The organism is Nocardia callitridis (assembly GCF_039543305.1).
GTDB classification, from domain to species: Bacteria; Actinomycetota; Actinomycetes; order Mycobacteriales; family Mycobacteriaceae; genus Nocardia; species Nocardia callitridis.
Map to the genome: position 1 here is coordinate 1,543,012 of NZ_BAABJM010000002.1, position 13,620 is coordinate 1,556,631.

12 protein-coding genes are annotated in these 13,620 nt (G+C 67.1%); 8 read left to right on the plus strand and 4 right to left on the minus strand.

The features are described from left to right. The first annotated feature begins 33 nt into the window (after positions 1 to 33). Positions 34 to 1,158, plus strand: a complete 1,125-nt coding sequence (locus tag ABEA50_RS15835) for a type III PLP-dependent enzyme (protein WP_345496138.1) — start codon at positions 34 to 36, stop codon at positions 1,156 to 1,158. Between the two features lie 8 nt (positions 1,159 to 1,166). Continuing rightward, a complete protein-coding gene (gene speD, locus ABEA50_RS15840) occupies positions 1,167 to 2,381 on the plus strand; it encodes an adenosylmethionine decarboxylase (RefSeq protein WP_345496139.1) in 1,215 nt (404 codons plus the stop codon). Between the two features lie 4 nt (positions 2,382 to 2,385). Here speD and ABEA50_RS15845 read toward each other — a convergent pair whose 3' ends face one another. After that, the gene (locus tag ABEA50_RS15845) at positions 2,386 to 3,294 is read right to left on the minus strand and encodes a hydrogen peroxide-inducible genes activator (protein WP_345496141.1); all 909 of its coding nucleotides are present in this window, start codon (positions 3,292 to 3,294) and stop codon (positions 2,386 to 2,388) included. Between the two features lie 133 nt (positions 3,295 to 3,427). Between ABEA50_RS15845 and ABEA50_RS15850 the strand changes: the two genes are divergently transcribed. The 3 genes from ABEA50_RS15850 (at position 3,428) to ABEA50_RS15860 (ending at position 5,483) form a co-directional block, all read left to right on the plus strand. Continuing rightward, positions 3,428 to 4,015 (plus strand): peroxiredoxin, encoded by a 588-nt coding sequence (locus ABEA50_RS15850; RefSeq protein ID WP_345496142.1) that lies wholly within the window; start codon positions 3,428 to 3,430, stop codon positions 4,013 to 4,015. A 68-nt stretch (positions 4,016 to 4,083) separates the two neighbouring features. Continuing rightward, on the plus strand, positions 4,084 to 4,623 hold the full coding sequence (locus tag ABEA50_RS15855) for a carboxymuconolactone decarboxylase family protein (protein WP_345496143.1): 540 nt from the start codon (positions 4,084 to 4,086) through the stop codon (positions 4,621 to 4,623). 185 nt (positions 4,624 to 4,808) lie between these two features. Then, a complete protein-coding gene (locus ABEA50_RS15860; protein ID WP_345496144.1) occupies positions 4,809 to 5,483 on the plus strand; it encodes a PhzF family phenazine biosynthesis protein in 675 nt (224 codons plus the stop codon). A 3-nt stretch (positions 5,484 to 5,486) separates the two neighbouring features. On the opposite strand, the gene ABEA50_RS15865 is transcribed toward ABEA50_RS15860, so the two are convergent. After that, positions 5,487 to 5,750, minus strand: coding sequence for an RskA family anti-sigma factor (locus tag ABEA50_RS15865; protein ID WP_345496145.1), 264 nt, complete (start codon positions 5,748 to 5,750; stop codon positions 5,487 to 5,489). Positions 5,751 to 5,881: 131 nt separating this feature from the next. Continuing rightward, positions 5,882 to 6,628, minus strand: coding sequence for a DUF5134 domain-containing protein (locus ABEA50_RS15870; protein WP_345496147.1), 747 nt, complete (start codon positions 6,626 to 6,628; stop codon positions 5,882 to 5,884). A 282-nt stretch (positions 6,629 to 6,910) separates the two neighbouring features. On the opposite strand from ABEA50_RS15870, the gene ABEA50_RS15875 reads away from it, so the two are divergent. The 3 genes from ABEA50_RS15875 (at position 6,911) to ABEA50_RS15885 (ending at position 12,737) form a co-directional block, all read left to right on the plus strand. Further along, on the plus strand, positions 6,911 to 7,408 hold the full coding sequence (locus tag ABEA50_RS15875; protein WP_345496149.1) for a GNAT family N-acetyltransferase: 498 nt from the start codon (positions 6,911 to 6,913) through the stop codon (positions 7,406 to 7,408). Positions 7,409 to 7,453: 45 nt separating this feature from the next. Then, positions 7,454 to 11,977 carry an ATP-dependent RNA helicase HrpA gene (hrpA, locus tag ABEA50_RS15880; RefSeq protein WP_345496150.1) on the plus strand — a complete coding sequence of 1,508 codons (4,524 nt, stop codon included), beginning with the start codon at positions 7,454 to 7,456 and terminating at the stop codon, positions 11,975 to 11,977. Between the two features lie 115 nt (positions 11,978 to 12,092). Beyond that, positions 12,093 to 12,737: a dihydrofolate reductase family protein gene (locus tag ABEA50_RS15885; RefSeq protein WP_345496151.1), complete on the plus strand. Its 645-nt coding sequence runs from the start codon at positions 12,093 to 12,095 to the stop codon at positions 12,735 to 12,737. A gap of 207 nt (positions 12,738 to 12,944) precedes the next feature. Here the strand turns inward: ABEA50_RS15885 and nrdR are convergent, their stop codons facing one another. Then, the gene (nrdR, locus tag ABEA50_RS15890; protein ID WP_345496590.1) at positions 12,945 to 13,415 is read right to left on the minus strand and encodes a transcriptional regulator NrdR; all 471 of its coding nucleotides are present in this window, start codon (positions 13,413 to 13,415) and stop codon (positions 12,945 to 12,947) included. Positions 13,416 to 13,620: the final 205 nt, after the last annotated feature.

Here is a 13,620-nt window from a genome sequence, read left to right on the forward strand (position 1 = left end):
CGTCGTCTCCCCTGTTCGAGTGAAAGTTTCGCTATGCCCGAATCACCACGACTTGTCGTCCGCCCACAGCACGCGCGGGAGAACTATCGCGCGTTAGGCGCGGCGATGCCGACGCGCGGGAGAGTCGCGACCCGAATTCGGTTCGCGGTCAAGGCCGCGCCGATCCCGGAGATCATTCGCGTGCTCGATGACGAGGGTGCCGAATTCGATGTGGCCAGCGTCGGGGAGATCGAGTTGTGTCTACGACAGGGGGTCGCCGCCGAAAAGTTGTCCTACGGCAATCCCATCAAGAAGGCGGCCGATATCGCTCGTGCCTATGCGCTGGGAGTGCGCGGGTACGCCTTCGATACCGAGGACGATCTGCTGCGCATCGCCGAGCACGCGCCGGGTGTTGGCGTCGAGTGCCGATTCTGCGCCACCGTCGCGCAGTCGCGTACGCCGTTCGGGATGAAGTTCGGTTGTGCGCCGCAGGAGACGGCGCCGCTGCTGGTGCGTGCGCGAGATCTCGGGCTGACGGTGCTCGGTCCGTATTTCCATGTCGGCTCACAGCAACTCGATCCCGCCGCGTGGCGGACCGGCATCGAGGAGGCCGGTCGCGTCTGTGCCGCGCTGGCGGAGCAGGACATCGCGGTCGCGTCGGTGAATGTGGGTGGTGGCTTACCGATTCCCTACGCGGGAGCGGATGCCGAGGCGCCCGCGCCCGCCGTCATCGCGGCGGTGATCGAACGGGCCGCCGTCGAATTCTTGCCCGCGGCGGCCGGACTGGTCGTCGAACCAGGCCGCGCGTTGGTCGGGTCGGCGGGCACGCTCCATGCCGAGGTCGTCGCGGTGCGCACCGCGCCGGACGGTCGACGCTGGGTGTATCTCGATGTCGGCCGCTACAACGGCTTGGCCGAGACCGAGAACGAGTACATCGCCTACCGTTTCGTCACCGAGCGTGACGGCGATCCGGTTGGCGATGCGGTGGTCGCGGGACCCACGTGCGACGGCGACGATGTGTTGTATCAGCGCACGCGGGTCCCCTTGCCGACCACGCTGCGCGCCGGTGATCGAATCCAGATCCTCGACACCGGCGCCTATACCGCGAGTTATTCGTCGGTGTCCTTCAATGGTTTCCCGCCCTTGACGGTTGACGTCTCGGGCCCTGAGCGAAAGTGAGTGTGCCCATGACGGCGGATTTCGCCGGTTGGCATGTGCTGGCCGAGTTCGGTGGTGTCGACACGGATCTCTGTGACGACCCGACACGACTCGAAACGGCATTGCGGGAGTCGTTGAGCGCCGTGGGCGCCACCATTTGCGATGTCGTCCATCAGAAGTTCGAGCCGCAGGGGGTGACGGTGCTGGCGTTACTCGCGGAGTCACACGCGTCGCTGCACACCTATCCTGAATCCGGCGAGATCTTCATCGATGTCTTCACCTGCGGCAGCATCGGCAGCGGCGCACCGAAGACGGTCGAGCTGCTGCGGGAGGCCTTGTCGCCGAAGGAGGTACATACCTCCACCATTCGCCGTGGGCGCGCCGATCAACGAGTACGCGAGCCGGTGGGTGCGGGACTGACGCGGCTGTGGGAGGTCTCCGAGGTCCTTGTCGATACCAGGACGCCGTTCCAACACATGGTGATCGCGCGCACCGCGCAGGGGGTCGGCCTGTTCTCCGACGACGACAGGCAGTCGACGGAGTTGTCGCAGTTGACCTATCACGAGGCGATGATGGTGCCCGCGTTCGCGCTCGCCGAGCGCCTGGACCGGGTGTTGATCATCGGCTCGGGTGAAGGGGTGGCCAGTCAGATGTCGGTCGCGGCGGGAGCGGGCGCGGTCGATCACGTCGACATCGATGAGCTGGAGGTGCGGCTGTGCGCCGAGCATCTGCCCTACGGATACAGCACCGAGGAGCTGGCCGACGCGGTGGCCGGATCCGGTCCGATCACCATGCATTACGCCGACGGGTGGGATTTTCTCGCCGAAGCGGCAGCCTCCGACACTCGCTACGACGTCATTGTCATCGACCTGCCCGACGAACGCATCGAGGACGCACAGCACAATCGGCTCTACGAAGCTGACTTCCTGAGCCGATGTCGCGGCCTGCTGGCGCGCGGCGGTGTGCTGAGCGCCCAGGCGGGGTGCGCGACCATGTGGCGCAACGAGACGCTGAAACGCTCATGGCACCGGTTCCACGATCAGTTCGCCACGGTGGTGCATTACGGCAGCGACGAGCACGAGTGGTCGTTTCTGTTCGGAATGGTCGACACCGTGGCGGATCCGACGGCGCGCATGACCGAAGGGTTCGCGCGGTTGCCGTACCGCGCCGAGACCATCGACGCGCGCGCACTGCGACGCGGCGCGATCGAACCGCACGCTTTGCGCGCGAGTGCCGAGGCGTGATCGCTCAGCCGGGTCGCTGCGCGCGAATGATCGCGGACAGGTATTCGTAGTCCTCCGACCTCGCCGTGGAGGAGCGAAATACCAGACCGATGGTGCGGCCCGGCGCGGGCGCGGCGAAGTGCGCGGTTTCCAAACTGCCCTTGGCGGTTTCGGCGGGAACCGCCATTTCCGGAATCAAGGTGACCCCGAGTCCGCCGGCCACGCACTGCACGACAGTCGCGAGGGAGGCCGCGCGCGTATCGCCGACCGACATCGGGTCGACCTCGACGGTGCGACACAGATCGAGGGTCTGATCACGCAGGCAGTGTCCTTCGTCGAGCAGCAGCAGCGGCAACGATTCCAGCGCGGAAGGCGCCAGGTCGGTGCGTCCGGCCAATGCGTGTCCCTGCGGTGTGACCAGGACGAATTGTTCGGAATAGACCGGGATCTCCACCAGTCCGCTGGTTTCGGCAGGCAGCGCGAGCAGGGCGACATCGAGCACGCCCGTGCGCAAACCGTCGAGCAGCCTGGCGGTCTGGTCCTCGATCACCTGCGGGCGCAGCGCGGGCAGCCGTTTGCGCAGTGCGGGAAGCAGTCCGGGGAGCACGTAGGGTGCGACGGTCGGAATGATGCCCATCCGCAAGGTTCCGCCGAGTCCGTCTCCGGTCGCGGAGGCGACGAAACTGTCGGCGGCTTCCAGGGTCGCCATTGCCTTGGGCAGCAAGCGCATTCCCGCCGCGGTGACCAACACGCGACGGGTACTGCGTTCGATCAGTTGGAGTCCGAGGCCTTGTTCGAGCGCCGCGAGTGCCTGCGATAGCGTGGGTTGGCTCACACCGAGCCGGGTAGCTGCCGTGCCGAAGTGGCGATACTCCGCCACGGCGACGAAGGCACGCAGCTGCGACAGGGTGGGTTGATAAGTCTGATCAGGCACGCCTATCAGTGTAGTGCGACTGATCACCTTTACCTTTCACTCCGCTTTGGGCAAGATCACAGAAGAGCGTTTCGGCATACGCCACAGAAATCCAACAAGCCACACCAAGCCACAACAAGCGAGGAGAACCAGCATGGCCCTGCTGACCATCGGCGACCAATTCCCGGCATACAACCTCACCGCGGTTATCGGCGGTGACCTGTCCAAGGTCGACGCTCAGCAGCCCGACGACTACTTCACCCAGATCACCAGCGACGATCACGCGGGCAAGTGGCGCATCGTCTTCTTCTGGCCGAAGGACTTCACCTTCGTCTGCCCCACCGAGATCGCCGCCTTCGGCAAGCTCAACGAGGAATTCGCCGACCGCGACGCCCAGGTGCTCGGCGCCTCGGTGGACAACGAGTTCGTGCACTTCCAGTGGCGCGCGCAGCACGAGGACCTCAAGACCCTCCCCTTCCCGATCCTGTCGGACCTCAAGCGCGAACTGGCCACGGCCAGCGGCGTTCTGAACGCCGACGGTGTTGCCGACCGCGCCACCTTCATCGTCGACCCGAACAACGAGATCCAATTCGTCTCGCTCACCGCCGGTTCGGTCGGCCGCAACGTCGACGAGGTGCTGCGCGTGCTCGACGCGTTGCAGTCCGACGAGCTGTGCGCCTGCAACTGGAAGAAGGGCGACCCGACCATCAACGCGGGCGAATTGCTGTCCGCGAGCGTCTGATCGCGCAGCGCAACGCCCACCGCCGAAACCCCGCGCATATCGCGGTCCACCAGTAGAAGGAATCACCCATGAGCATTGAGAACCTGAAAGGTTCGCTACCCGAGTACGCCAAGGACCTCAAGCTCAATTTGTCGTCCCTCGCGCGCACCACGGTGCTGAACGAACAGCAACTGTGGGGCACCTTGCTCGCGGCGGCGGCCGCGAGCAAGTCGGCGACCACGCTGCGCGAGATTGCCGAGGAGGCCGCCGACACGCTGTCGGCGGAGGCGTACAACGCCGCACTCGGCGCGGCCTCGATCATGGGCATGAACAACGTCTTCTACCGGGGCAAGGCGTTCCTCGAGGGACGCTACGACGACCTGCGTGCCGGACTGCGCATGCAGATCATCGGTAACCCCGGTGTCGACAAGGCCGATTTCGAACTGTGGTCGTTCGCGGTGTCCTCGATCAACGGCTGCCAGCACTGCCTGGAAGCACACGAGCACACGCTGCGCGAGGCAGGCGTCTCGCGCGAGGTGATCTTCGAATCACTGCGCGCGGCAGCCATCGTCGCCGGTGTCGGTCAAGCCGTGCAGTCGACCGAAGCGCTCGCGGCCGCCGGGGTCTGACCCGGATCGCCGACACGCACCCGAACCCGCTCGGCGGACCCGCACCTCCGCAGACGTTCGGCTCCCACGAGCGTGTTCGCCAGTGTGAACGAGCAACGGCCGCCGTCGTTCCCGAAAGGGACGGCGGCGGCCTTCGTCGCTCCATGACCCGCGATGGCGGCCGAGCTGCCGAGTAAGCTGGCGAAATGGGCACACGGGTTGATGTGGTGCGGGTTTTCACCGACCAGAACGGCCGGTACGGCAACGAGTTGGGGATAGCGCGGGCCGAGGACGTGGCCCCTGCCGATCGGCAGGCGCTCGCGACGAAGGCCGGATACAGCGAGACCGTGGTGGTCGAACAGCCCGTCGCCGAAACCGCGCGGGTGCGCATCTACACCCCCGCTCTCGAATTGCCGTTCGCCGGGCATCCTTCGGTGGGCACCGCGTGGTGGTTCGCCGAGCAGGGCACGCCGGTGCGCACGCTTGCCGTCCCCGCCGGTCCGGTGGCGGTGGATACGGTCGACGGGCTCACCTGGATCACCGCGCGCGGTGAATGGGCGCCCGACTTCACCTTCCACCAACTCGATGACGCCGAGGAGCTCGCCGCCCTGCGGCCGGACGACTATTCCAGTGGCCAGCACTACGGGTGGATGTGGGTCGACGAGCACCGAGGCGCGGTGCGCTCGCGCATGTTCGCCCCCGCCATGGGAATCGGCGAGGACCAGGCCACGGGTGCCGCGGCGATCGCGCTCACCGCACGGCTGCGCCGCGGCCTGATCATCACCCAGGGAGTGGGCTCACAACTTTTCACCGAATGGGATTCCGACGGCTGGGCCAAACTCGGTGGTCGTGTGCGCGCGGACAACCCCGTCGAACTCTGAGGCCTACCAGGTGTTATCACAGGGTAGTGCCGCGAGAACGCGAGCGGCCAGGTCTGGTGGCGGCGACAGCTCGTGCAGGACCGACAGTCGAGCCAGTACCTCGCGTAGCTGCCATACCGAGTCCGAGAACGCCTGGCGCACCGTGGGGTCGGCGTTTCTCAGCTGGACGTCCAAGTGCGCGCGCTCGATGCCGACGATCGCGTCGAGCGCCAGCGGGTAGGCCAGGTCGAGCAATCCCGAGGCGGATCGCATGACGATATCGGTCATATGTACTCGATGTGCCCGGGCCCGATCGGGGCTGTGCCGGTGGCCGAATTCCGTGCCTGCATAATGGAGGTTCGGTATCGCGCGATGCCCGGATTGGTCCGCGTGGTCGTTTCGGCTCGCGCCGGGTCCGATCAGGCATGGATCGCGACGAGAAGCATGTACGCCGTACCGAGATCCATCACCACATGCGGCAGCATCCGCGCGACTCCCCGAGCTGGCACAATGCGCCGCGAATACACCAGCGACCGCAACGCGGGCGACACCATCACCGCGGCGTCCAGTACGAAAAGAACCGCGAGCACGGAGGCGGGTAGCCACGTGGGTCCGCCCGCAGCACCGTCGAGTCCCCCCGCGCCGTGACCCGACATCGCGTACAGCATCGCGAGCGCGGCGGCGACGTGGTAAGCCAGCGGCACACACCGCGCGTTCCGCCATGTCGCCTGCGCGACTCGTACCGTCCTGCGCGCCAACGCCGTCGACGTCCGATCCGCCGGTCCGCTGCCGACATCGTTGTAGCTCTGCGCGATTCGCAGTGCCAGCAGGGCGCTGAAGACCACGATCAGTGCGACGATCACGCCGTGCATCGCGTGCGGGCTCAGGCTCGTGGGGAATACCAGCATGGCCACCATCGCCGCGCACATGATCAGGTGCGCGGCATCGGACTCGACGTGCTCGGTGGCGCGCTCGGGTGAATCTCGCTGTCGCACAGTTCGTTCGACTACCGCCGGGGTGGTCGCGAGAACATGATCCGTCCCCGCGACCGCGACACCGGACAGCACGGGCGCCGCGACCCGCACCATGACGATCGCGGCCGTGAGCAGGAAAGCGCCGGTGACCACCCACCGCACGCCCTCGACATCGAGCACGAAATCCCCCATGCCCCACCACCTCTCAGACCGACGATGGCCACCGCCACGATTCGATCGTCGCATCCGCCGACACTTTCGGGAGCGAATTCGAGCAGCACGCCGCACCGACACCGGCCGGGAGCGGCACCGAGGCTTCTCCATCGATCACCCACCGACCCACATCGCTGACGGAAGTGGCGGCGCCGCAGCGCGACAACCCCCACCATGATTGAGTCGGTGGTCGGTGTACGCACGGTGACGGCAATGGTGCACCGCGCGGGGTCGACGGGTTCGTGTCATCATGCAAAACCGATGACACGAACAAACGAACTCGCCGAAGAAGATCAAGCGCAGTCCCGCATCGCCGTCGACGATGTCACCGACCCACGGGTCGTCGCTTTGCTGACCGAACATCTCGCGCAGATGCACGAGCACTCCCCCGCCGACAGTGTGCACGCGCTCGGGCTCGAATCGTTGCGTAGACCCGAGGTCACGGTGTGGGTCGCGTGGGAGGGTGGCCAACCGGCCGGGTGCGCGGCGCTGCTTCGCTTGGACGAACACCACGGCGAGATCAAGTCCATGCGCACCGCCGAGGGCTACCTACGGCGCGGAATCGCCGCCCGCCTGCTCCGCCGTCTGCTCGACGAAGGCGCCGAACGCGGGTACCGACGGCTGAGTTTGGAGACCGGCAGCGCCGAATACTTCCTCCCGGCCCAGCGGCTCTACGCCGCGAACGGGTTCGGCTTCTGCGCGCCGTTCGGGGCCTATCGACCCGACCCCTTCAGCGTGTTCATGACCCGCACGCTGTAGCGGCCGAAATAACCGCTGGCGGGCTTCGCTACGCTGGTTGGTGTCATGACCAGGACTGCTGCCACCGGCCACCGCGCCCTCCGCACCCGCCTGGCGAATCTCTCCCTGCGCGACGAACACCGCCTGCGACGGCGGCTGGAACGCGCGCGCGGCGGCGACCTCGGCGAGGTCGAAGCGGAGATCGCCGCGGCGGAACTTCGCGTCGACGCGCGCAGGGCCGCGGTGCCGACGATCCGGTATCCCGAGCAACTGCCGGTCACCGCGCGACGCGAGGACATCGCGGCCGCCATCGCCGACAACCAGGTGGTGATCGTCGCGGGTGAGACCGGTTCGGGCAAGACCACACAGATCCCCAAGATCTGTCTGGAACTGGGCCGTGGCATCCGCGGCACGATCGGGCACACACAGCCGCGCCGACTGGCCGCGCGCACGGTCGCCGAGCGCATCGCCGAGGAACTCGATACCGAACTGGGCGAGGTCGTGGGCTATACGGTGCGATTCACCGATCACGCCTCCGACCGCACCCTCGTCAAGCTGATGACCGACGGCATCCTGCTGGCCGAGATCCAACGCGACCGCCTTTTGCGCCGCTACGACACGATCATCATCGACGAGGCGCACGAACGCAGCCTCAATATCGATTTCCTCCTCGGCTATCTGAAGCAGCTGCTTCCGCGCCGACCCGACCTCAAGATCATCATTACCTCCGCGACCATCGACCCCGAACTGTTCGCCAAGCACTTCGCCGACGCCGACGGCGTTCCCGCGCCCATCGTCGAGGTGTCGGGTCGCTCATACCCGGTGGAGATCCGCTACCGCCCACTCGCCCTGGAGATCCCGGGAACCGCGAGCGACCACGACGACGCGGACGACGAAGACGACGCGCGAGTGGTCGACCGCGATCCCGTCGACGCCATCGCCGACGCGGTGACGGAATTGTTCGCCGAGGGCGACGGTGACGTGCTGGTGTTCCTGTCCGGCGAACGCGAGATCCGCGACGCCGCGGATACCCTGCGCGATCTACGATTGCCGCGCACCGAGATCCTCCCCCTCTACGCGCGCCTGTCCGCGGCCGAACAACACCGGGTTTTCTCCGCGCACACCGGACGCCGGGTGGTGTTGGCGACCAATGTCGCGGAAACCTCGCTCACCGTTCCCGGTATCCGTTATGTCATCGATCCGGGTACCGCGCGGATCTCGCGCTATTCGATGCGGACCAAGGTGCAGCGACTGCCGATCGAGCCGGTCTCACAGGCCTCGGCGCGGCAGCGGTCGGGGCGCTGTGGCCGGGTCGCCGACGGTATCTGCATCCGGCTCTACGGTGAGGACGATTTCGAATCCCGGCCTACCTTCACCGAACCGGAGATTCTGCGCACCAATCTCGCCGCCGTCATCCTGCAGATGACCGCGCTCGGGCTCGGCGATATCGAAAACTTCCCCTTCGTCGAGCCGCCGGATCGGCGCGCGATTCGCGACGGCATCGCACTGTTGGAGGAATTGGGTGCGCTCACACGCACCGCGATCGGTCGCGGCAAGAACTCGGAAACCGCCGCGACACCGCCCACACCCGCACCCACAGCGCGTGCGACCGGTACGACGGGGTCGAACGCCGACGGGGGACGCGCGCGCACGGTCACGCCCGACACTGCCGCGATACCGATGCGAGCAACGATCGGCAACGCCGTCGGCGCGGATTCCAGCGCGGACACCGACACCCTCGAACCCGACGCGCGGGGCGGCGGCGAAAATGCTCGACGCCACGCAGCCGAGGACGGGCCCGACCAGACCACCGAAGGCGCCTGCGCCCGCTCGGGCGCCGAGTCGAACACCGCGGATCCGAATGCGGCACGACCCCCCGGCGACAATGGCGCGGACCAACGCGAAAACCGCACGCGCGGCGGCGAATCCGCCCCACTCGCGCTCACCCCCATCGGCCGGGATATGGCGCAGCTTCCGGTCGACCCGCGCATGGGGCGCATGCTGGTCGCCGCGCAGCGCACCGGCTGCCTGCCGGATGTGTTGATCATCGTCGCGGCATTGTCGATCCAAGATGTCCGCGAGCGGCCCGCCGACCAGCAACAGGCCGCAGACACCAAGCACGCGCGATTCGTCGTGGAAGGCTCGGACTTCCTGGCCTATCTCCGCCTGTGGCAGTACCTCGTCGAGCAACGAAAGTCGCAGTCGTCCAACCAGTTCCGCCGGATGTGCAAAACCGAATTCTTGCACTACCTGCGCATCAGGGAATGGCAGGACCTGCACGGTCAGCTGCGCACGATCGCCAAGGGACTCGGCTGGTCGACCCAGGACGCGGCGGTGAGTCGCGCACAAGGCGCCGATTCGAGCACCACGGACTCGAACAACGCGCCGACCGGCCGAGGCAGCGACGGCCAGGGCGGCGAAACCACCTCCCGTTCGACGCGGGGCCGCAGACGGCGTGGCAAGTCAGGCGCGACGAACACCCCCCGCACTGCCACCACACCGCCGAACACCCACGAATCCGATGACGCCCCTTGGGATTCCACCGGCATCCATCGCGCCCTGCTGGCCGGAATGCTGTCGCACATCGGCGTCCGCGAGGCCGAGACCAAGGAGTTCCTCGGCGCGCGCAACGCGAAGTTCATGATCTTTCCCGGCTCGTCCCTGGCGAAGAAACCGCCCCGCTGGGTGATGGCCGCCGAGCTGGTCGAGACCTCGCGACTGTGGGGCAGGATGGCCGCCGCGGTGAAGCCGGAGTGGGCCGAGCAGCTCGCCGGTGATCTGGTCAAACGGACGTATTCCGAACCGCATTGGTCGAGCAAACGCGGTGCGGCGCGCGCCTACGAACGGGTGACACTCTATGGCCTTCCCCTGGTCACCGGCCGACCTGTCGACTACGGCGCCATCGACCCCGAGCTCTCGCGCGAATTGTTCATCCGCCACGCCTTGGTCGAGGGCGAGTGGCAGACCAAACACGAGTTCTTTCATCGCAATCGCGCCCTGCTCGACGATGTCGCCGATCTCGAGCATCGCGCGCGCCGTCGCGACATCCTCGTCGATGACGAGGTGCTTTTCGAGTTCTACGACCGCCGCCTGCCCGCCGAGATCGTCTCGGCCAGGCACTTCGACAGCTGGTGGCGCAGCGCACGCCGCAGCGATCCCGCTCAACTCGACTTCACCACCTCGACGATCGTCAACGAGGACGCGGCGGCCCTGGACCCCTCGGCGTTTCCCGACACCTGGCGGCAGGGCGAACTCAGCTTCCCGCTGACCTACCAGTTCGAACCGGGCACCGAATCCGATGGTGTCACCGTGCGCATCCCGATCGAACAACTCGCCCATGTCCGCGCCGTCGGGTTCGACTGGCTGGTGCCGGGTATGCGCGCGGAACTGGTCGCTGCCTTCATCAAGACCTTGCCGAAAGCGTTACGGCGCAGCGTGGTTCCCGCCCCGGATTTCGCGGCGTCGGCGTTGGCCGCGCTCACCCCACGCGCGGAACCGCTGCGCGCCGGGCTGGCCAGGGAGCTTTCTCGCCTCGGCTCGGTCACCATCGGACCGGGCGACCTCGACCCCACGGCGCTGCCCGATCATCTGCGGATGACCTACGCCGTCGTCGACGCACACAACAAGCCGGTCGACTCGGGAAAAGCCCTCGCGGAGTTGAAAACTCGGTTGGCCACCCAGGTCGCCGCGTCCGTGGCGCGTGCGACGGCGGGAGCCGAGCGCGCTCCCGCCACCGTGTGGACCTCGGAGTCGCTGGGCACGGTCGAATCCACGGTGCGCCGTGAGGTGGCCGGTCAGACGGTCACCGGATACCCCGCCCTGGTCGCCGAAGGTTCGGGTGTCGCGGTGCGAGTACTGAGTTCCCCCGCCGAGCAGGCCGCGGCGATGCGTTCGGGCACACGGGCTTTGCTGCTGCACACGGTGACGTTGTCGACGAAGTCCGCTACCTCCGGGCTCTCCGCGACCGATCGGCTCGCCTTGAGCCAGAACCCGTACGGCTCGCTGGACGCACTGATCGAGGACTGCCGCGCGGCGGCGATCGATGCGCTGGTGGACGCCAACGGTGGGCCGGTCCGCGAGCCTGCGCGATTCGAGGCCTTGGTGGCGAAGATCCGCCCCGAGCTTCCGTCGGCGGTCGCTCGCCTCGTACGCCTCGTCGTACCGATTCTCGCGCAGGCACACCGGGTTTCGTCGGCGCTCGCGGAGACAGCCGTCAGCGAGCGCGATATCGCCGACGATGTCCGCGCGCAACGCGACGACCTCGTATTTCGCGGCTTTGTCTCGGAATGGGGCAGCGCGCGGCTGCGCGAACTCCCGCGTTACCTGGCCGCCGCGGTCCTGCGCCTGGAGGCCCTGCCCGCCTCCGCGGTCCGCGACCGCCAGGGCATGGCCGAACTCGACCGCGCCACCGCCGCCTACAACCGGCTACTGAGCACGCTGCCGGAGAACCGTCGTGGCACACCGGCGGTCATGGAGATCTGGTGGATGCTCGAGGAATTCCGGGTGAGCCTCTTCGCCCAGAAACTCGGCACCCCGTTCCCGGTCTCGGTGAAGCGCATCGAGCGAGCCATCGCGTCCGTTCGCCGCTGACTCGGAGTGCGCGGCGTACTCGACCGGCGCGAGCCACCGATGATTCTCCGGCATGAGCGTCGTCTGCGCAGAGGAGGAATGCTCCTACCGCGACCAGCCAATGGAGGACCCGGTCATGACTCTTACCGTGATCAACCACATCACCCTCGACGGCGTCATGCAGTCGCCAGGTAGTCCTGACGAGGATTCTCGGGGCGGTTTCACGCACGGCGGCTGGGCGATCCGAGGCAGCGACCCTGCCATGTACGCGGCGATGGGACCACACATGAGTAAACCCAGTGGCGGGTTGTTGCTGGGCCGACGAAGCTATGAACAGATGCTGAGCTACTGGAACACCCAGCACTCCCCCTACCGAGACGCGCTGAACAACACTGCGAAGTACGTCGTCTCGAGGACGCCGGATACCGGACTCGATTGGCCGAACTCGACCCTGGTGCACGGCGACATCCCCGGTGCCGTCAAGGAACTCGCGCGCACCACGGATCTGGTGATCATGGGTAGCGGCCAACTGATCCGCGCACTGCTGCCGTACGGTCTCATCGACGAGTTCTTGCTGATGATCCACCCGATCGTGCTCGGATCCGGCCAACGCCTGTTCGAGCAAGATGGTCACGTCGCCGCCTTACGACTCACCGAGTGCGCTCCCACCGCGACTGGCGTCATCATCGCGACCTATCGACCCGCCGACGACGCTCCCCACTCCGCCACGGGCGCTCCCCACTCCGCCACGGGCTCGGCGGCGCACACCGAGAAGCGCTAACGGGCCCGCAGAAAGTTGAAGCCGACCGATTACCGTGGTCGCGCCCGCTCCGATCGCGACCGGCGCGGCATCATGTCCTCGCAGTCCTCGCCGATCTGCGCGCGAACTCGCGTACCGCACGCCGGCTGGGATTCACGCTGCTGCGATCCCGACATCCCGCCGCGGTGATAACGAACCCGACGAGTCCTGGTCGAATCTGGACGACGCTCACTCGGCTGACGACAGCGCCGCCGCGCGGGCCCTGCGGATCTCCTGTATCTCGCGTTCGAAATCGTCGGCGGAGGTGAACGAGCGGTAGACCGAGGCGAAGCGCAGATAGGCGACTTCGTCGAGGTCACGGAGTGGGCCGAGGATGGCCAGGCCTACCTCGTGGCTCGGGACCTCGGGCGAGCCGGTGGCGCGCACCGCGTCCTCGACCTTCTGCGCGAGCAGGTTCAACGCGTCGTCATCCACTTCGCGCCCCTGACAGGCGCGACGCACGCCGCGGATCACCTTCTCGCGGCTGAACGGTTCGGTGACGCCGCTGCGTTTGACCACGGACAGCAGAGCGGTCTCGACCGTGCTGAATCGCCGCCCGCACTGCGGGCAGGAGCGTCGGCGACGGATGGCCGCGCCTTCGTCGGCCTCGCGCGAATCCACGACCCTCGAGTCGGGGTGTCGGCAGTACGGGCAATGCATCCGGGGAATCCTTCGTCGATGCGCGCGCTCGCGTCCGGCCCGACCTCCGGTCGCGGCGACCGGCCCGGCGAGTACGTATACCGAGGCAGGTGCCTCGGCGCCAGGTCCATCGCCCAAGATCGGCGACATACCCGCATAGTCCTTCGAGGATACCCGCCTGTCTATCCCGGTTGTCGCACTAACCCCATCCGTACCATCACGCGAT